Origin of the sequence: Streptomyces hilarionis (assembly GCF_024539675.1) — a bacterium.
GTDB lineage: Bacteria > Actinomycetota > Actinomycetes > Streptomycetales > Streptomycetaceae > Streptomyces > Streptomyces hilarionis.
In genome coordinates, this window is sequence record NZ_JAHHIT010000044.1 from 12098 (window position 1) to 31817 (window position 19720).

13 protein-coding genes are annotated in these 19720 nt (G+C 73.8%); 5 read left to right on the top strand and 8 right to left on the bottom strand.

Annotated elements, in window-relative coordinates; genetic code table 11:
• The first annotated feature begins 309 nt into the window (after positions 1 to 309).
• Positions 310 to 1512 (top strand): hypothetical protein, encoded by a 1203-nt coding sequence (locus tag KMS84_RS10190; RefSeq protein ID WP_256915786.1) that lies wholly within the window; start codon positions 310 to 312, stop codon positions 1510 to 1512.
• A gap of 91 nt (positions 1513 to 1603) precedes the next feature.
• Here the strand turns inward: KMS84_RS10190 and KMS84_RS10195 are convergent, their stop codons facing one another.
• The 4 genes from KMS84_RS10195 to KMS84_RS10210 are packed head-to-tail and all read right to left on the bottom strand — an operon-like array spanning position 1604 to position 13766.
• Positions 1604 to 3361, bottom strand: a complete 1758-nt coding sequence (locus tag KMS84_RS10195; protein ID WP_256915787.1) for a hypothetical protein — start codon at positions 3359 to 3361, stop codon at positions 1604 to 1606.
• 36 nt (positions 3362 to 3397) lie between these two features.
• On the bottom strand, positions 3398 to 7792 hold the full coding sequence (locus tag KMS84_RS10200) for a hypothetical protein (RefSeq protein WP_256915788.1): 4395 nt from the start codon (positions 7790 to 7792) through the stop codon (positions 3398 to 3400).
• A complete protein-coding gene (locus KMS84_RS10205) occupies positions 7789 to 10737 on the bottom strand; it encodes a hypothetical protein (protein WP_256915790.1) in 2949 nt (982 codons plus the stop codon). Before KMS84_RS10205 ends, KMS84_RS10200 begins: the two co-directional genes overlap by 4 nt.
• Positions 10737 to 13766, bottom strand: coding sequence for a DUF6603 domain-containing protein (locus KMS84_RS10210; RefSeq protein ID WP_256915791.1), 3030 nt, complete (start codon positions 13764 to 13766; stop codon positions 10737 to 10739). Before KMS84_RS10210 ends, KMS84_RS10205 begins: the two co-directional genes overlap by 1 nt.
• Before the next feature lie 481 nt (positions 13767 to 14247).
• Here KMS84_RS10210 and KMS84_RS10215 point away from each other — a divergent pair, with 481 nt between their 5' ends.
• A complete protein-coding gene (locus KMS84_RS10215) occupies positions 14248 to 14754 on the top strand; it encodes a polysaccharide biosynthesis/export family protein (RefSeq protein WP_256915793.1) in 507 nt (168 codons plus the stop codon).
• Positions 14755 to 14964: 210 nt separating this feature from the next.
• Here KMS84_RS10215 and KMS84_RS10220 read toward each other — a convergent pair whose 3' ends face one another.
• The gene (locus tag KMS84_RS10220) at positions 14965 to 15603 is read right to left on the bottom strand and encodes a dihydrofolate reductase family protein (RefSeq protein ID WP_256915794.1); all 639 of its coding nucleotides are present in this window, start codon (positions 15601 to 15603) and stop codon (positions 14965 to 14967) included.
• A 377-nt stretch (positions 15604 to 15980) separates the two neighbouring features.
• Between KMS84_RS10220 and KMS84_RS10225 the strand changes: the two genes are divergently transcribed.
• Positions 15981 to 16511, top strand: coding sequence for an SRPBCC family protein (locus KMS84_RS10225; RefSeq protein ID WP_256915796.1), 531 nt, complete (start codon positions 15981 to 15983; stop codon positions 16509 to 16511).
• A gap of 277 nt (positions 16512 to 16788) precedes the next feature.
• Here the strand turns inward: KMS84_RS10225 and KMS84_RS10230 are convergent, their stop codons facing one another.
• Genes KMS84_RS10230 through KMS84_RS10240 form a run of 3 tightly spaced genes read right to left on the bottom strand, consistent with a single transcriptional unit; the run spans position 16789 to position 19006 of the window.
• Complete coding sequence (locus tag KMS84_RS10230) at positions 16789 to 17082, bottom strand: DUF1330 domain-containing protein (RefSeq protein ID WP_256915797.1); 294 nt, start codon at positions 17080 to 17082, stop codon at positions 16789 to 16791.
• 35 nt (positions 17083 to 17117) lie between these two features.
• Positions 17118 to 18551 carry an MFS transporter gene (locus tag KMS84_RS10235; RefSeq protein WP_256915799.1) on the bottom strand — a complete coding sequence of 478 codons (1434 nt, stop codon included), beginning with the start codon at positions 18549 to 18551 and terminating at the stop codon, positions 17118 to 17120.
• Positions 18548 to 19006, bottom strand: a complete 459-nt coding sequence (locus KMS84_RS10240) for a MarR family winged helix-turn-helix transcriptional regulator (protein WP_256915800.1) — start codon at positions 19004 to 19006, stop codon at positions 18548 to 18550. The genes KMS84_RS10235 and KMS84_RS10240 overlap by 4 nt, the downstream gene beginning before the upstream one ends.
• A gap of 39 nt (positions 19007 to 19045) precedes the next feature.
• Here KMS84_RS10240 and KMS84_RS10245 point away from each other — a divergent pair, with 39 nt between their 5' ends.
• Positions 19046 to 19189: a hypothetical protein gene (locus tag KMS84_RS10245; RefSeq protein ID WP_256915801.1), complete on the top strand. Its 144-nt coding sequence runs from the start codon at positions 19046 to 19048 to the stop codon at positions 19187 to 19189.
• A 111-nt stretch (positions 19190 to 19300) separates the two neighbouring features.
• Complete coding sequence (locus KMS84_RS10250; RefSeq protein ID WP_256915802.1) at positions 19301 to 19648, top strand: ASCH domain-containing protein; 348 nt, start codon at positions 19301 to 19303, stop codon at positions 19646 to 19648.
• The last annotated feature ends 72 nt before the right edge of the window (positions 19649 to 19720 follow it).

The window sequence follows — 19720 nt, forward strand, 5'->3', positions numbered from 1 at the left end:
GCGCCGTCCCGCTGAAGCGCAGCGATGGGCCGCCGCGTACGGCCTGAACGACTCGCCTTCGCCCATCCCGAGGGCCCGGTCCCTCCGACGCACCCCGCCTGCGGCGGGGGCGAGGGGCGGATACCCTGGAAAGGCCTGATGTGCCGGCGTTCGCGCGACCTTGAGGCTCCACCGCTCCCGCTCCCGCTCGCCGCGCCCGGAGTCGATGCGGAACAGACCCACGTGCGCCGACCCTCGCGGGACCGCTCCGGGCCCCGGTCACCCGGTGGCGCGGGCGGCGGTGACACACCGTGGAGAGGCGAGCCGGTCATGGACCTTGACAAGTACTCCGTGTTCTTCGCCACCGGATCGGTCCTCAACCGTGTGGACTTCGGGCCGGACGGAGAGCGGTGGCACCCGACGGTCTCCTGGCCGGACGTCTATCCGGAACTGGCCTTCGGTCACAGTGGCGCCTCGCTTCTGGCGGGCAAGCAGGTCTTTCAGGTGTCCGACGACGTCATCGCGGTGGGCGGACTGAACCGGCTGTTCGACCTCAGGCGCGGGCGCCGCGTTCCGACGCTCGGTCCGGGCCACACCGAGAAGATGATCCGCGAGTGGATGAGGGGAGCCGGCATGACCGTGGCGGCGGGGCCCACGGTGCTGACCTTCCAGCCCATCTTCGGAGGTCCCTTCATGACCGTCCACGTGCCCACCAGGACGGTGTCCCAGGCTCCTCACGTGTCGGTGATCCCGCAGAGCGACGAGCCGGCGGTGCTCCTTCCCGACCCGGTCCAGCCGGAGTCGGACCAGCGGACGCTGTATGTGTTCCCGTCGGCGCGCGACACGGACGATTTCGGCACGGTCAGAGTGCACCGGGAGCCCTTCACCAATGCGCTCGACTTCACCCGCGAACCGGCCGTCGACCACTTCCGCGGCCTGGCCGACGTCGACGGCGTGGTCGACTGCGCCTGGCTGGTCTACGGGCGCTTCGACGTTCCGCCGCGTACCCGCTTCACGCGCGAACTGCCGGACGAGTTCTTCCTGTTCATGGCGGAGATCGCCGGGGACCTGGGTCTGCGGCCCTGGGACCTCGCGGCCATCGGCGAGGTGGAGAGCGGACTGCGGCTCGACGCCTATCACCCCGCCGGACGCTACGGCTTCCTCGGGCTGAGCGGCGACGACCTGGAACATGGCGAGGACCCGCCTCACGCGCTGTTCGCCCTCTCGGCGCATGACCAGTTGAACGTGACGCGCAGCCATCTGAGTGACCGGGGTGTACGGGACACCGCCTCCGAGGCGCACACCTGGGCCGGGCTGCTCGTCTCCGACTTCGACGTCCGGGGCGCCTCCCCCGACACGGTCCTCGCCGGTGCCGAGGACGCCCCGGAGCTGCGGAACCACCTCGCGCCCTTCGCCTCGCCGGACAGCGGCGTGGTGACCCTGGGCGATCTGGCCGTGGCGTTGCAGCGGGTCATGACGGGGGAGCGGTGGGAGGAGATCGGGCGAAGGCTGCGCGGCGAGCCTCTGCCGTAGCGGAGGCGTCGGCGGCGCCGTCTCCTGCGGTTGCTTCTTCTGTCTGCGGTGACCGTCCACTTGGTCGTTCGCGGTGCCCGGTCCACCCGGTTCAGCCTTCCTCCCGCTCCGGTTCGGCGAGCACGTCGTGGCGGAGTCCGCTCGACGCCTCCCCTGCTCCGGCCGACACGCTGCGCCCCACCCAGGTGCGGGTGGCGCCGTCATGGGCGCGGACCAGTTGTGGCGCTCGGGTCACCCGCACGCCGGTGCGCGGTACGTCCTCCTCGTACAGCCACAGCCGCTCGTCCGGCTCGGCGGACGCCACGGGCCGGTCGGCGAGCAGCCTGCCGAGCGGATCGGCGGGTCGCACGCTGCCGTCCACCAGCCGGGCCACGCCCGTCAGGCGGAGCCTGATCGACTCGCCGTCGGAGAGCTGCTCGGCGACGAGGGGGAACCAGTGGGTGGGCACGTCGGTCGACACCAGGTAGCGGGGCGCGGCCAGGGGCATTGCGGGTGCGGGTGCGGGTGCGGGTGCGGGTGCGGGTGCGGTGGCGGAGCGGTCGAACCATTCCTGGAGCCGGTCGACGGCGTGCGACGCGCTGTCGGGGACCAGATTCTCGACGGCCCAGGCGACGTTGGCCATCTCGTCGCGCAGGTAGGTCACTTGTTCGATGACCGGACCCTGTAGGGAGCCCGGCAGGGCGGGCGCCAGGAAGAAGCTGGAGTCCGCCTCGTCCGAGGCGCCGCCCTGGGAGAACAGGCGCCAGCTGTGGTCGACGGCGTTGCACGGTTTCAGTGCCTCCAGGCCGCCGAAGACGTCGGCGACGAGGAACTGCGAGACCTCCGTGACGGAGGCGACGGGCAGCCGCAGTGGGGCGACGCACCAGTCATTGCCGTACACGGTGGCGAACTGCACGAGCATGAGCCGGCCGAGGTCGAGGACGGAGGCGTCGGTCTCGCCGAAGTCGACGACGGCGTCCTCCATCTCCCAGAAGCGGTTGGCGGGCATCCCGGCGAAGGAGGCGGGGGTGGGGATCGCCAGTGTCTGGACCTCGGAGGTCTCGCCGGGGCCGGGATCGCCGGTGAGTGCTTCCGCCGTGTCGTCGAACTCCGGCCAGTCGAGCCGGCCGCTGCGGTACGCCGCGGCTCGCAGCAGGGGAGAGGGCGCGGTCGGCGCCGCCAGGTCGAAGCCGTGGTCGAGGTGGTGGATGTTCCAGGGGGCGGGCTGGTGCGGCCCGGCGACGTCGGGGTCCTGGGCCGCCCCGAGGCCCACGGCGTCGGCTCGGGGGGCCCACCATTCGAGCCAGGGCGCGGCCAGTTCGAGCACCGCGGCGCGATCCTGTGCGGGAACTCCCGCGGCGTCGAGACGGGCGCCGGGATCGGGGTCGGACAGCAGTGCGGCGAGGCGCAGCGGGTCGGGCAGCAGGCGGCGCAGGACAGCGGTCAGGCCGCGTGGGGCCGGCAGTCCCGCGTCGTCCCAGGGGCAGGCCGCCGCCACGGCGTCCGCGGCCGCGCTCCTGCCCGCGGCGTCGAGCGGCGCACGCAGGCGTCTGCCGCCTTCCAGGCGCAGCGCCGCCAAGCGGACGTCGTCGACCGGTTCGGCCTCGACGAGGGCCTCCAGATGGGTCGTCGTGGGGTCGAAGGGGCGCCAGACGCCGGGCTGGTCGCCGGGGTGGGAGCGCCAGGCCGTCACATGGTGCGCGGTCCCCTCGACGCTGCAGATGTACGGCGAGCCCGTGTCGTCGCCGCGGAACTCGCCGAACTGCCACTGGCGGGCGAGGTACCACAGGGCGTCGAAGGCGCGGGCGGTGAGACCTTCCTCGATGTCGTGGCTGCGCGGCAGCGACTCGATGCGGGAGCCGAATCCCATGGTGGCGGCCCTTTCGTCGTCGTGCGGTCCGTGCCGTCACCACGGCACGGCGCGGCCCAGTTCGGGCAGGTCGAGGCGGTCCAGGGTGCGGACCCGGGCCAGGGTGAAGGTCTCCTCGACGATGGCGTGCAGATCTTCCAGGACCCAGGGGCGGGCGGTGTCGGGCGGCACGGCCAGCAGCACGGCCTGCGGGGCGCGGGCGTCGGGGCGGTCCACGTGGAAGGCGGCGGCCGCGATCTCCTCCGGCCGGCCGGACGCGCCCGGGGGAGACGGCAGGGTCTCCGTCCACTCGTCGAGGATCAGTCCGGCGCAGTGCTCCGTGCCGTCGGGGGCGGTGTTCAGGCCCCGGGAGGCGTCGCGCAGGACGACGGTGGCGGCGCGGCGTTCGGTGGTCGGCGCCCGCCCGATCCACGCGGCCCCCGTCCGGAAGGGCGCCTGGCCCACCACGGTGGGCGCCGGCGTCGCGCCGGCGAGGATCTCGGCGGCCGTCAGGAGGTCGTCGGCGGCGGCGAGCCGGGGCCGGACGCCGTGGCGGCCGACCGTCCAGTCCCGCACGGCGTCGTCGGTGGCGTCGGCGGGGCGCTGGGCGTCGGAGAGGACGTCGCTCGCGTGCTGGGCGGGCCAGGTGAGGGGCAGGGTGAACCAGTCGCCGACGAGGGCGCGGACGGCGGTGAGGACGTCCGTGTACCAGGAGGCGCGGGCGTCCGGTTCGTCGGGCGGCGGCTTGGCGGCCGGCAGGAGCCGTTCGGTGGCCTGCGCCAGGGCGAGGGCGGAGTCGGCGACGGCGCGGGCCCGGTCGGCGTCGGCGCCGGCCTCGGGGGCGGGGGCGGAGAACGCGGTCGCCGCGGCGACGCCGAGGCCGGACAGGGCGGACACGGCCGCGTCCACGGCCGCCGCCGCGGTCGGCGACGGGCCGCCCGCCAGTGCCGCCGCCGTCTTGCGCAGGGTGGACAGCGCCTGGTCGACGCCGTCCGTCCAGACACTCACGCGGGTGTGGAGGTCCGTCAGGTCGGCCGTGTCCCAGCCGGCGGTGGGCTCGTCGGTGAGGTGGCCGGGCAGCAGTGGTGCTGCGGCCGCGAGGACGCCGCGAGCCTGGTCGGCCAGGCAGGCGAGGTCGTCGATGTCGGGGCTGTCGACGTGATCGAGCAGTTCCAGCGGTGTGCCGGTCTCGGCGGCGACCTGGGCGAGGGCGCGTCGGGCCGCCGGGCAGGCCGCGATCGGCTCGGTGATCTGGGCGACGGCTTCGAGGGCGCTCAGGCCGAGGGCCGCGACGCCGACGATGGCGACCTGGGACGACTGTCCGGGCGCGCCGGGCACCCGCACGGCGAACTGCCGGTCGTTCGCCGGGCCGAGGAGGCCGCGCACGCACGCCTCCGCCTGCGGGGCGAGGGCCGCGAGGCCGCCGCCCGGCCCCCATCCGTCCTCCTGGGCCGGCGGCGGCGCGGCGGGCAGCCGCACGGCGAAGCGGTTGTGGACGCCGGTCCCGCGGCGGGGTGTGCGCAGGACCTCGGGGTCGGTGGGGGGCGGTTCGCCGCGGCCGATGGCGTCGACGGACTCGGCCGCGCGCTCGAGGCGGCCGCCCACCAGCTGGTGGACGCCTTCTGCCGTCAGCAGGTCGGCGACGGCATCGACGGTGTCCTCCAGGTCCGCGCAGAACTGGAGGACGGCCGCGCGGTCCTCGTCGGACACTCCCGTGAACAGCTCGTCCGCAGGGCTCTGGGCGAGCAGGGCGCGGCCGCGGAGCAGCAGGTCGCCGTCCACGACCTGCCCGGCGCCCACGGCCTGCTGTTCGCGCTGTCCTTCGGGGGTCGTCGCGTCGGGCACCCGCGCCAGCGGGAACCTCTTGCGGAAGCGGCGGACGAGGTGGTCGAGGTGGCGGTCGTGCAGGGCGCGTTCGAACTGGTAGCCGAGGACGGCTTCGAGGGGCCGGCCCGCCGCCACCGCCTCCAGGACGGTGCGGGCCCGCCGGATGCGTGCCGCGGTGAGGTCGACGGCGAAGGCCTCGCGGTGGCGGTGGGCCAGCCAGCCCGAGCGCAGCACGGCCGCCGTGACGGCGTGGTGCAGCGAGGGCGCCAGGACCCAGCCGTCCGCGGCGGCGCGATGCCCCGGCGCCTGTGGCGCGAGACTCTCCAGCCATCCGTAGGCCCCGACGCGCAGGCCCGTCGGATTCTCGGCGCGCAGTGACTGAAGGCGTCGGGTGGCGAAGGAGGTGGCCCAGGCGTCCACGCGGTGGGTGATCAGGTCGGTCGCTTCGGCGATGTGGGCGTCGACGCGGAAGAGGTCCTCGGCGGTGGCGGGGCGCAGCAGTTCGACCTGGGCCGACCAGTCGTCCATGGCGGCGATCAGTTCGCCCCACAGGTCCGCCGCCTCCGTCTGGCCGGCGTCGCGCAGCTCGCGGATCTTCGCGGCGATGCCGCCCCGCAGGAGCAGCCCCCAGAACAGTCCCACGCCGCACACGAGCTGGACGAACACGCTGGGGCTGACGGCGTCGCCTTCCGGGAAGACGCTGCCGAAGCGTGCCTGGAACGCGTCGAACTCCGCGTTCAGGTCGACTTCCTGCCCCGCGGGCGCGTCCTGCGCCGCCCGCACCTTGGCGACGAGCTCGGCGACCGCGGAGAAGACGTCACCGGCCAGCAGGGCGGTGAGTGCGTCGCTCGGCTCGGTGGCCGTGCGGATGCCCCGGCCGGGGGTGTCGCTGGGGACGACTCCCCGGGCGGCCAGTTGGGCGTCGATCCAGCCGAACACCGTGGGCTGGGTCGATTCGGGGTCGATGTCGAACGAGGTCAGGCTCACGGTCGGTGAGCGGGGCACCCGGCTGAGCACGTCCAGGAAGGCGGCGTCCTGGTCGGGACCGGCGCCGATCCGCGCGCCGACCGGCTCGCGGGCCGCCAGGTCGAGGAGCGAGCGGACGGCCACCAGGGCCAGGACGGGGACGTCGTCGCCCTGCCACAGCTCGGTCGCGCTGACGGGCAGCACGCCGTACGGCTGGTTGCCGAACCGCACGGTGGGCAGGGGTCCGCGGCCGGTGACCCAGGTGAGCGCGTGGTCCATGAGGGGCTGTGCCTCGCGCAGCGCCAGGGGCCAGGCGGTCGGTTCCTGTGTCTCGTCGGCCTCCGTGGAGACGGCCTGTCCCCATCCGTTGATCGCCGCGGTCAGGGTCACCAGGCGCTGCGCGGCCCGTCGTCGGGGCTCCTCGTGCGAGGCGTCGCCGTCGGCGAGGGCGAGCACCGGCCGTCCGTCGATGCCGAGGGCACGGGCGAGGCGCGCGGCGTCGGAGGGACCGTCGGGATCGTGCGCGGCGCGGCGTTCGGCCATCTCCTCCGGGCGGCGCATGACGGGGCGGCTCGACCAGGAGGAGCGGCTGCGGGGGGTGTTGTTGGTGGGGGCGCCGGGCGGGACGAAGGCCAGGCCGCGGGTGTACTGGTGGGAGCGCAGGGCGTCGGCCACCTTCGCCGCGTCCTCGTCGGCGCCGGCCGACGTGCGCACACCCACCGCGGTCACGAGATCGTGTGCCAGGTCGCCGCCCGTGAGCGGCACCCGCACCGCCATCCCGACCCGCACGGCCTCGTCGAAGTCGATCAGCCAGCGGCTCGGTCCGGTCCAGGGCACCTTGTCGCCCGCCGGGTCGGGGGCCTGGGCTCCGACCGCGGCGGGGTCGAAACCCAGCGGCAGGTCCGGTGGGATCGGCTCGCCCTCGACGCGCCAGCGCAGCGCGTCCTGCCGGTACCCGGAGAACACCAGCCGTTCGGGCAGCAGCAGCGAGCCGGGGGCGCGGGTGGCGTGTTCCGGCGCGGTGGGGACCTGCGGGAACTCCAGGGGTGCGGTGCCCGGCGGGACCGGGGGGCGCAGGCTCTCCACGGCCCAGGCGGCGCGCGCCGCGCCGAGGGTCTTCAGCACCCGGTCCCAGGCCGCCGCCGTCGCGTCCGCGGCGGGGTCGAGGTCCCACACGGTCCGCCAGTACGTCATGGCGGCGTCGGCCTCGCGCGGGGTGAGTCCGGGCTGGAAGGCGTCGACGTGCACGTCGTCCGGGTAGGCCCGGATCCACAGTTCGACGCCGGCGTCGACGGGCGCGTACCGCACTTCGAGACGCAGGGGGAAGAGGGCGACGGGCAGCAGGGGGTCCTCCGCCGGCCACAGGGGTTCGGCGTCCGTCAGGGCCTGCGCCAGCTGGAGGGCGGCGAGGTCGTTGAGCGCCTCGGCGTCGGACATCGCCTGCTTGGCTGCGTTCACGTCCTGTTCCAACTGCGGGAGGAACGCGGCCAGTCGGTCCCGTCGCTCCGCCAGGTGTTCCGCGGAGCCCAGGCTCGTCAGCTCCTTGGACGCCGAGGTCTGCCAGGCCACCAGGTCGGAGTGGCGGCGCTGGGCGGCCTCGCTCGCCCGGTACTGGGCGCGTGCCGCGAACCTGGCCCTGGTGACGTCCTCGCCGCTCATGGCGCCACCAGCTCGGAGGCATGGCGGGCGACGCGCACCGGCCGCTGGAGGGCGATGGCCGCCGTCTGCGCGGCGTCCGCACCCCAGGCCAGGTCGCTGCCCGCGGGGGAGGCGATGGCCCGGTTCACGGACGCGAAGCCGCGTGCGTCGGCGACGAGCGGCCACGACAGATCGTTCCAGCTGTTCAGGGGCGCCTCGTCGAGGTCGAAGCCGAACCGCATCTGATAGGCGTGTTCCTGGAACACGAAGTAGGCGCCCGGCGGCCCCACGATCTCCGACGGCGAGCCGCGGAAGGCGTAGGCGGTGGTGGCGGCGTCGACGGGCAGGGCGAAGACGGGCGGACTCCAGCGCGTGGTGTCCGGTTCCAGTCCCGCGGGGCTCCCGTCGTCCGCCGCCCGGGCCGGCACCATGAACAGCAGGGTCCTGGGATAGCGGCGCAGCAGCTCGGCCCTGACCAGCAGGATCACCAACTCGCCCGCGTCGGCCGACAGATGGCTGCCCAGCGGGCCGCCGGCGAACAGGGCGATCTGCGGCAGGTCCTGGGCCCCGTCGGGGTGCGGCCAGAACATCCGGAAGGTCGTCGCCCGGCGGTGGCTGGGGTACTCGCGCCAGAGCAGCTCCCGGTTCATCTCGTGGTTGAGGCCGATCAGATAGGCCTCGATGAACGGGGCGTTGGCCGCGACCAGACGGACCCGGTCCGTGGGGAAGGCCGACAGCCCGGGCAGGAACCAGTCGGGCGCGTCCGCGAGCAGGGCCATGGCCAGGGGCGCGGGGAAGTCCGGTGCGCGCGTCAGGTCCTCGGTGCTGTGCGGGTCCCCCAGGCCGGACGGCAGCGCCACCCGCTGCGCGAGGCGCGCGCCGACGAGGCCGTCGGGGTTCATCCCGTCCACCAGGCGCTGGCGGAACCCCTCGGCGTCGACGCGTACGCCCGCCCCTCCCACATCGGGTCCACAGCCCTGGTGCAGCAGCAGGTGGCCCTGCTCGTCGGAGGCCGAGCGGTCCGTCAGCGACGCCAGCGTGGTCCGCAGGGACCCGGCCGCCATGGCGGCCGTCCCGGTGTCGACGAGCGCGGAGACGGCCTCGGAGGCGTCGGCCGCGCGGAGGGAGGCACGGAAGGGAAGGCCGTCGAGCCCGCTGTCGATCGTGGCGGCGGGCGCGGTGTACCCGTTGGCCTCGGCGACCAGACGCACGACCTCCAGCGAGGTGAGCGAGCGCGTGGCCCGCAGCCGGTCCTCCGCGGCGGACACCGCCTGGACCTGGAGGGAGACCAGGCCCGCGACCGGCTGGGCGGGCGGTGGCGGGACCTCCTGGAGCACGTCCGCCGCCACGGGCACCGACACCGCGCCGGCCAGCCCGCGGATGGCGGACGCGTCGGTCAGGGCCCGGGCCAGGCCGATGGGACGCGGGACGTTGCGCGGCATGTGTTCGTCGGACCCGGGGAACGCCCCGGCGGGTGCGACGGCCCGGCGGGCGACGGGACCGCTGGGCCGGGTCAGCCGGGCGAAGGCCGTGCCGGCGAAGCCGTCGGCGAGCCGGCTCACGTGCAGTTCGGCGCCGGCCGTGACACTGAGCTGCGCCCGGCGCACCGACCTGACGCGGTGCTGGGCGGGTGCGCTCAGCGCCACCAGCTCGGCGGAGGTCAGCGTGGCCACGTGGCGCCGGTGCGCGGAGGCGGCGACCCGCTCGGACAGGCGCCCGTGGGCGCGGTCGCGGTTGGCCTCGCGGAGGGCTCCGGCGAACTCCCAGGCGTACGCCATCAGTTCCTCCTGGTTGCGGCGGACGAACTCCGCGCCGAGGCCCGCGGCGATGCGGTGCCGTACGTCCAGGTTGAGCGCGGACAGCCAGTCCTGGTCCTCGGCGCCGGGTGTGCGGTCGACGGTCTCGCGTCCGGCGTGGGGGCCGCCGTAGAGCGGCGGGGCGAGCGCGCCGGGCCGGGCCGGTCCCCGACCGCCCGCGGGCACGGCCGGCGCGCCGGCGTCGACGGCGTCGGCCAGGGCCTCGCGCAGATCGGCGCTCTCGGGCGGCGCGGGGGTCTCGCCCGACGCCGAGATGTCGCGCAGCGCGCCCTGCACGTGCAGGACGGCGCCGGCCCGCGCGGGGTCGGGCTGTTCGTCGGGCCAGGGCGCCGACACGTCGACGGGCCTGCTGCCGAAGCCCTCGGCGGCCTCGCCCTCGAGCGGCGCGATCCGCGAGACCAGCTGCTCGAAGTCGCCCTCGGGACCGGTCGAGAACTGCCACGTCAGATAGACGGGCAGCTTCACGGGGTCGTCCGGGCCGTCCCCGGGCGCGGCGACGGTCCACGCGGGCCCCGAAGCGGTCTCCGGATCGACGTCGGCGCCGGTGCCCACCGCCACGCCCGCCCCGAAGGCGGGGACCACCGCGGCGATGTAGGGCCTCCCGGCCGTCAGCCGACGGGGACAGACCAGCCGGGCGATGTCGCTTCCGGGCACCGCGCCCGCGTCCGCGGGGTCGGCGACGGCCGACTGAACGTGGGCCCAGGCCCAGGACTCCGACAGGTCGGGCAGCTCCCGGCGCCGGGTGAGCAGCACCGGCAGGGGCGCGCCCGGTTGTAGCCGGCCGGTCGACGCCTCGACGACGACGAGCACCATCCAGGGCCGCAGCCGGCCCTGTTCGTCGGCGGCCCGGGCCGTGAACCGCCACGGCAGGTCCACGGCCGAGACGTCGACGGACACCAGGTCGTTGGCGACCGCGTCGGTCACCCCGGGCGCGGGCGTACGGCGTCCGAAGAGTCCCGGGTCGACGCCGATCACCGACTCGGGGCCGACGACGGACAGCTCGGGCCCGGTGACCTCGGCCGTGTCCTGCGGGGTGGCGGTCAGGGTGAGAGCCGAGGTCAGCCGGTGGCGCACCTCGCCCGCGGGCGGTGCGCCGAGCCGGGCGCCGACGGCGGGCCGGACGTGAGAGGTGAAGCGCAGCGACGTCATCACACGAGCTCCCAGGTCTCCACGACGGACACCGAGGCCAGGCGGCCGAAGGAGGCGGCGGCGTCCAGGGTCGCCGCGAGCGCCCGGGCCTGCGCCTCGGCGGCGAACGACGGCGTGTCCGCGACGCGTGCGGTGGGTGCCACGTCGGACGCGAAGGCCGTGGTGAGGGGCTGAGGGCCGGTCTCCACCCGCTCGTCGGGCGGGCGCAGCCAGTCGTCCAGCCGGAACCGCTCGCCCAGCGGCATCTGCTGCACCCCGGACAGGCCGTCCCAGGTCCGCAGCGGGGCCAGCGCCTCGTCCCCCTCCGCCACGAAGGACTTGACCTCCCATTCGAGGGTGACGGTCCGCGGCCCGTCGGCGTGTTGCAGTCCTCCCGCGCCGAACGTCACCCCGCACGCCATGTCCTGGAACGCCGGCCGGCTCAGCTGCTCCTCGTGGGACAGGGTCTGGAACTGTCCGAGGGCGAACTGCTCGGTCACGGGGCGGATGTCGGTCGCGTCGCTCACGACCGCCTGCGCGTCCCGGCGCACGAGACGGGGCTCGGACACCGACCAGGTCTGCCGGGGGACGCCGGCTCCGGCGAACCGGTCGATCGGCACCTCCAGCGGCATCAGGCGCTGGCGGACCTGGAGGGTGCCCAGCGGGTGGACGACCGTGCCCGCGGCGATGCCGTCGGCGGCCTCCTGCGTCAGCTGCACTCCCGCGAGCACCTCGGGGGCGGCCTGCGCCCGCCAGGACTGCGGCTTGGCGAACTCGGCGGCCAGCAGGTCCCCGAGGCGGGGCGGCGGCTGCCCCACCGGCGGCGGACCGCCCCAGGTCTCGTCGATCGAGAAGGGCACGTCGAACAGGAACGTCTCGACCCGGCCCGTTCCCTTCAGCCGCCACGGCGCGGGACCTTCCACCAGCAGGTCCAGCGACACCCCCATGAGGGTCTCGCCCATCACCTCCACGGCGACGGCGGCGGACGCGTGGACGGAGAAGTGGAAGGGGTCCCACTCGAAGAGGGCGTCGAACCCGAAGTGCCCGGACAGCCCGCACTCCGCGAGCTCGGCGGACAGCTCCACGCGGGCGCCGAACTGCACGCTGTTGGACGTCACCGCCACGTACGCCTCGCAGCGCAGCTCCACGAGCGGCATCCCGAGCCGCATCCCGATGCGCCGCAGCGCGGGCACCCCGGCGGGCGCCCGGTAGGCGGGGTGCAGTCCTCCGGCGCTGAACACGAACGCCGGATCGGAGCCGCCCCGCACGAGGAGGTACAGGTCGCCGGTCAGCGGCAGCCCGGCCAGCTGCGAACCGGTCAGGTTCGCGAACGCGGTGAAGGCCGGTGTGGCGATGTCGATGTCGGCCATGAGGGTGGCCTGCACGGTGATGAGCGGCGCGACCTCGTCGGGCACCATCAAGGTGAGCTTGCCGAGGACCGTGAACCGGGGCGGGGCCGCGTCGCCGCCGTCGCCCGCCGACACCGACAGCTCGGCGACCACGCCCAGCGCCAGCCGCAGCAGCCGCCCGCCCCACGACAGCTCGAACATCGGCCCGACGACGAATCTGCCCGGGCACGCCGGGAACAGGGCCGACATGGTGTCGCCGAGGGTGGCGAGCGCGGCTCCGGGGTCGGCGGGGAACAGCAGCGGGGCGGCACGGCCGTCGGCCACGGCGGCCATCAGCGCGTCCCGGTCGATACGGCGTCCCGCTCCGAGGATGCCGCCCACCCCGGACACGGCGAACCCGAAGCCGACCTGGATGCCCGGCAGCGGGAAGCGCACGCCGAGGACGACCAGGAACGACAGCGGGGTTCCCGTCGAGGTGTCGGGCAGGCCGAGGACGCCGAACGCGCTCACCGACATCGGCGGGATCCGCACGACCAGCGCGCCCGTGTACTCGCCCGGCCTGCCGAGGTCGAGAAGACCGGCCGCGGCGATCGGCCCGGCGGTGACCGCGATCGAGACGCCGTCCGGCGGTCCTCCGGTGATGCCGTCGAGGTCGGGGCCCAGGGCCTCCGCGCCCAGCCGCACGGGCAGGGTCGTCGTGAGGCCGTCCAGTGCGGCCTGGGCGGGCACGGCCGACACCGCCGTGCGCACGTCCGCCTCGAAACCGAGGCGCAGGGTCAGCGCCTCCGCTCCCTGCTCGAATCCCAGGATCGCCGCGAGCGCCTTGGGCGCCAGGGGGCCGATGGGGCCGGGCGTGGGCAGGGACACCTTGAGCCCGGGGTCGTCGTTGAGCCGGGCGCCGCCCTCGGCGAGACCGAACGAGAAGCCCACCGGCAGCTCCAGACGCCCCAGCAGTGCCTGCGCCATGCCCGTGTCGAAGACGAGGGCGGCCGCCGGGAGGCGGGCGTCCAGCTTGGCGTGGGCGCCTCCCTCGGCGCCGACGACGATGTCGCACTGGAGGGCGGCGTCGCCCAGGCGCAGCCCGACGCCGCGCGCGGCCAGCAGGTCGGCCGGCCGGCCGGACAGCGTGAGCGAGACGTTGTCCCCCGGGCTCGCCTCCACCACCTCGACCGTGCCGTCCAGGGTGCAGGTCAGCAGTAACCGGCCGTCCAGGGTCCCGCTCGCCGAGCAGGTGATGTCCCCGTCGGCTCCCACGACCGCGCCCTCGGCGGCGCCGGAGCCCGACGCCACGACCCACAGCAGCGGGCCGGCGGGGCCGCCGGTGACCGCGACGGCCGCGGCCAGGGGAGTCCCGCCGGGGGTGTCGACCCGCAGGGCGAGCGCCGGCCCCCGTCCCTGCCCCGGGCCGCCGGCCGCGTCCCAGCCGTGCAGGCCGACGTGGACCGGGCCCCCGGAGGCCTCCGGTGTGCCGAGGCGGCCGAGTCCGCGCAGCAGGGCGGCGACGCCGGGCTGACCGGCGTCCACGTCCGGCAGGCGTTGGAGCAGATGAGGGGCGAGGGCCGTACCGGCCCACTCGTCGCCCGCGGCCGTGAGGGGTTCGAGTCGGCCCGCCGACTCCAGGGAGCGTCGTGCGGCGTCGAGCAGGACCACGCACTGCGTGCGCACTGCCGCGAGGAGTTCCTCACCTGGTGAACCGGCCACGACGTCATCCCGATGCGCGTGTGACGTGCTTGCTTCGGCCCCTCCTCCTGTCGACGCTAGCAGGGGCGGCCACCCTCCGCGACCGAGAGGGCGGGCCGCGTCCGGCGCTGTGGACCGCCGGGGCGGAGGACGTCGGTGAAGGTCAACGCCCTTGCCGTCGCGTGGACTTGTGAGCACGCGGCTCTGCTGCGGAACCGCCGGGGGAGGGGCCCGCTCGCGGTGTCCCTCACGGGCCGCTGTCGATGACGACGGAATGACGGTGCGCTGACGCCGTGTCCGTACCGTCGAAGGACGGTACGGACCGCACGTCGCCGCCGGTCACGACTGCCGTCCTGTCCGGTGCCACGCCGGCCGTCCGCGCTCGCGGATCACCGCGCAGCCGGCGGCCCCGGTACCTCGGCGGAGCCGCTGACGGGCATGACGCTGATGGTGGCCCGAGCCGGTCCGAGCGGGCGGCGGGCGCACCGGGAAAGGAACGACCATGTCGGCCACAGCACTGGAACTGGGGGAGATCGTCCAGGTCGAGGTACGGGACGCGGCGGGGGTGGTGACGGACTTCTCGCACGACTACGCGGTCGACGCCAGCCGTCTGCTGCGGATTCCCTCGCTGAACATGATCCTGGCCGAGGGCAAGCCCCTGACGCCGGACCTGCGGGCCGAGATCGAGAACCGGTTCGTGACGGACGGCATCCTCACCACCGTCACCGTCAATCTCGGGATGCGGGGCGACCGGGTGGACCTGGAGAACACCATCCAGCCGGGGGACAAGCTCTTCGTGCGGATGCTCAACCCCGACGGCACCATCGATGCGAGTTCCGGCTCGTTCCCGGTGGACGGCTCCGGCAGCATCAACATGCCCTTCCTGGGCGGGGTGCTCCTGCGCGACAACCGCTTCTTCGAGGCGGAGCACCAGATCGAGCAGGGACTGCTGGACGCCCAGATCTTCACGCAGCCGCTGGTCAACGTGACCCGCGTGGAACTCTTCTGAGCCTCCGCTCCCACGGGCGGGCCTCGCCCGCCGCAGTGTCTCGTTCAACTCGGGCCCGCATGGACGCGGCGGCGGCCGACGCGGGCCGCCCCCCCTCGACGTCGAAGTGACGGGCCTCACAGCGAACGGAAAACCCGTCACCCGCGCCGGGCGTCCACCGAGGCGGTGCGGCAGCCCGCCCACCCACCCCGGCGACCCTTTGCCCGCGTGTCAGCGGCGGACCAGCACCGCATGCGTGACGGTCGGCGAGCCGACCAGCTCGGACACCCGGTAGCCGTCGATCCCGTCCCCCAGATGGTCGAGCAACCGCTCCCCGCGCCCGATGAGCAAGGGCGCGATCGCCAGGTGGAGCTCGTCGATCAACCCGGCGCCCAGATACTGCCGGATGACCGCCGCGCCGCCGCCGATCCGGACGTCTTCGCCGCCCGCCGCGTCGAACGCACGCTGCAACACCGTCTCCAACGGCTCGTCGGTGAAGTGGAAGGTCGTTCCGCCCGCCATCTCCAGCGTCGGGCGCACGTGGTGGGTGTGCACGAAAACGTCGTGGTGGTAGGGCGGGTTGTCGCCCCACCAGCCCTGCCAGGACTCGTCCTCCCAGGGCCCGCGCTGCGGCCCGAACATGTTCCGCCCCATGATCGTGGCACCGATGTTCTGCTCGCCTCGGGCGAAGTAGTCGACGTCGGTTCCGCTCTTCCCCGCGGCGGAGTCCGTCGCCGCGGAGATCAACCAGCTGTGCAGGTCGTCACCCCAGCCGACACCGTCGCCGAACGGAGCGTCCAGTCGCTGGTTCGCACCGGCCATGAAGCCGTCGAGGGAGATCGTGACGTTGTGTACGCGGACCTTGGGCATGGCTTTCGCCTCTCGTGTCGACGGCCTTCTCTCACCCCTGCGTCGAACAGAGCCTGCCGGGATCGACATCCCCGCGCACGTTCTTGCGGCGTGCCATACGGGTACACGGCACCGCGCGCCGGCATCGAGGACGCGGCGCGGCCGGGGCGACGACGAGCACCGGCGCGCCGGCTCCACCCCGACTGTCTTCACCCGCCGGCAGGCGGCCTCGCGTCCCTGTGCCAGCGGACGGACCGAGTGAGAAAGGCCACCGTGGGCTCAGTGCCCAAGCAGCGCCGTCCCGAAGGCGCGATGATCAGGAGTCGGACCAGGGCGGCCTGTTGTGAAAGTGGATCAAGGCCGTGGATCATCAGGGAATCCGACATCGAGGGGGCGACGTGCGCTATATCGACGGTCCGAGCGTGCACTGTGATGTTCATGTCGAGGCAGCTGTCCCGCGGGTCTGGGATCTGGTGACCGACATTCGCCTGCCTGCCCGGCTCAGCCCGGAACTACAGCGGGTCGAATGGCTCGACGGCGCGGACCGGCCCTTGGTGGGTGCGTGCTTCGAGGGCTACAACCATCACCAGCAGCTCGGCGAGTGGCGGACCGTCTCCCATGTGGTCGAGCTGGACGAGCAACAGGTGTTCGCCTGGGCGGTCACGGATGCGGACGGCCGGTTTGGCGAGCCGACGTCGGATCCGGCTACCTCCATGGCGTCCTGGCGCTACGAACTCGAGGCCGAGGGCGGCGGCACCCGACTGCGGCAGTCGGCCCGCATCGGGCCGGCCCGCAGCGGAGTCACGCTGGCCCTCGAACGCTGGCCGGACCGGGAGAAGGAGATCATCGCCTTCCGGCTGAAGGAGCTGCGCGCCGGGATGGAAGCCACCCTTTGCGGAATCAAGGCGCTGGCTGAGAAAGGCGCTTGAGGTCCTGCCGCAAGGGGTGTCACGGCCACTCGTTGACGGCCGCGACACCGTCGCCTCGTGGCGCACCGCGAACGTGTCGTGTCGCGTGGCTTCCCGGCGCCTTTTCGAGGCGGTCAGTACCGCACTTGACGGCGTAACGCTCGTGGTCGTCCATCCGGTCGAACTTCGGCGGCCGACCGCCAAGCGAGCCGCGTTACTTGCGGTTGCGGGCCCGGTCGGCCTTGTCCAGGATGGTTCAGCGGATGCCGCCATGCCGCACTCGGTCCCCTGGCCTCCGTCAGTCGCTGCCTTCGACGATGCGGAAGTCGCGTTCGACGCCGTCGGCGAGGGCGGCCAGCGCCTCCTGGTAGGCCGCACTCTCGTACGCCGCCACGGCCTGCTCGAAGCTGTCGAACTCGACCAGGACGGTGCGCTCGGCGATTCCGGCGCCGTGTGCCACGACCCGACCGCCACGGACGAGGGTCCGACCGCCCGCGGCTTTGACGGCCGCAGCGGCCAGCGCGTTGTAGGCGTCCAGCTTCTCAGGGTCCGCGATGGTGCGGTAGGCGCTGACCCAGTAGCCCTTGGGCATGGAACCTCCGGAGTGGGGATGAGTGAGTCTGGCTCTTACGGATGAGTCTCGGACAAGTGTCGGCGGGCGAGAGCGAGGCCTGCCAGTGTCGTGACCGCCATACAGCCGATACCGACCAGTGCCGCGGTGGTGTAGGCGCCGTCGTCGGGGAAGAGGCGGCCGGGGCCGGTCCCGGTGGCGAGAATCAGGCCGCCGATGGCGCTGCCCAGGGAGTAACCGACGCTGCGGACCACGTAGTTGAAGCTCATGGCGCTGGACGTCTCGCTCTTGAGGGTCACGGCCAAGATGACGCCGGGCATCGCGGCCGAGAAGCCGCCGACGCCGAAGCCGAGCACGCCCATCGCCGCGAACAGTTCGACCAGGTCCGACCGGGCCGCCGCGAACAGGGCGAACCCGCCGCCGACCACGACGGCGCTGCCGGCCAGGAGCAGGGGGCCGGCGATCCGGGTCCGGAGTCGGGGGGTGAGCTTGCCGGCGACGAACCCCAGCACCGAGAACGGGACGAGGACCAGCCCGGCGACGAAGGTCGTCAGCCCGAAGCCGTAGCCGGCGCCGTGCGGCGTCTGCGCGTACCGGGTGATGAGCGTGAGCAGGAGGTACATGCCGATCCCGCCGACGAACATGGCGAGGTTCGCCCCGGCGACCGCCGGATGCCGCACCGCCCGCACATCGACCAGGGGCGTCGTGCTGCGCAGCTCGATGACGGTCCAGCCGCAGAGCAGCGCCGCCGCGACGACGGCGAGGCTCCCCGCCACAGCAAGGTGACTGTTCCACAGACCCCGTTCGCCGGCGAGGAACAGCACCAGGAACAGCGCGGCGGCCAGGACGACCGCGCCCGCCACGTCCACCCGGGCGGAACGGCCCTCCGGGGCTTCGGGCATGGAACGCCACGCGGTCAGGAGGGCGGCGGCGGTGACGACCAGGCCGAAGCCGTAGGCGGCCCGCACCCCGCCGAGCTCGGCGAGCAGGGCGGCCAGCGGGTAGCCGACGCCGGCCCCGATGATCGAGACCACCGAGATCAGGGCGATCGCCGCCGCGCTGCGCTCCTCGGGGAGATGGTCCCTGGCCACGCCCATCATCAGCGCCGTCAGTCCGAGCCCGACGCCCTGGGCCGCCCTGCCGGCCAGCAGCCATGGGAACGGCAGCGGCAGCACGGTGAGCGCGCTGCCCGCGACGACCACCGTGAGCGTGGCGAGGATCGTGGCCCGCCGGTGCGGGCCGGCTCCGAGCCGGCCGAGGACCGGCGTGGCGACGGCCCCGCTGAGCAGCGCGACCGTCAGCGTCCACTGCGCGCTGCCGAGCGAGACGTGGAACGAGGTCGCGACGCTGGTGATGAGCGGCGTCCCGAGGCTGGCGACCGCCGCCACCACCAGAGAGATGAACATCAGGGCGGGAACCAGCAACCCCGCCTCGGAACGCGCCGCACGGACCCCCTTCACCGCGGCCCCGTCGACCGGCTGCCCGGTCACTGCTTCGGCTCTTCGCGGTCCCGGTATTCGAGTTCTGCCAGATGTTTCAGCGCCGGGAGGGCTGCCACCAGTGCCTCGACCTCGTCGTCGGTGAGCTGACCGATCAACCGCTCGAGCGCGTGGACGCCCGCTTGGCGCCGTGTCCGGACGTAGGAAGCGCCGGCCTCGGTCAGGCACACCAGCGTGACCCGCTTGTCGGCTGCGTCGCCCCGCCGCTCGACCAGGCCCGACTCCTCCATCACCCGGACCAGGGAGGTCATCGCGGGCTGAGTGACGCCTTCGACCGCGGCCAGATCGGTGATGCGCCGCGGACCGGTCCGGTCCAGGGTGGCCAGGGTGGCGGCGGACGTCAGGCTCATGTCCCGGGGCAGGCGCCGCGCGGCTCTGGTGGCCAGGCCGTAGAGGGCAGCCCCGATGGCGGCGGACGCGCCGGGAGCGGTGTCTTGGCGACTCATGCACGAAGCATAGCAAGTTTATATTTATAGTCTATGTAAATGTCGGAAGGGGTCGGCACCGGCACCGCGACCCACGCCTGGGCGCCGAGGGCACCCATCGAGGAGTTCGCGGAGTTCGAGGGGGTCGAAGGGGTCGAGGAGTTCGAAGACGGCCACCGCGGACGCCGGTGCCGCTACCGGTGACCTCGCGCTCAAGCTCCCTTGCTGTGACCGGAATTGTGCAGCACTCGAGGCCGAAGTCATCCACCGGATTGTGGGCGCGCAAGGTCTGCCCGTTCGGTTAGGGTGCGCCGAATGAACGACAGCACTTCAAGGCAGCACTCAACGGCGTCTCAGACCCTGTACTTCCACCCCGACTATCTCGACGCCGTACGCGCGGGGCGGAAGACGACCACGATCCGTTTCCGGGACCCGGTGGGGACGGGCCCGGTGAGCCTGGTGTTCGAGTTGGACGACGAGGTGACGCTGCCGGGACTCGTCACGCAGGTCACGGCCAAGACGGTTGCCCAGCTGAGCGAGTCGGACGCCCGGGCGGACGGCTTCCGTGATCTCGCCGAGCTTCACGACAGACTGCGGTTCCACTACTCCCGGATCGAGCCGACCGACACGATCGCCATCGTGCACTTTCGATTGGTTGAGTAGGCGAGTGGCCCCCAAGCATCGGCTGAGTGACTCCCCGGATCACGCCGTTGGGGATGCAGCGCCGCGTAGTGA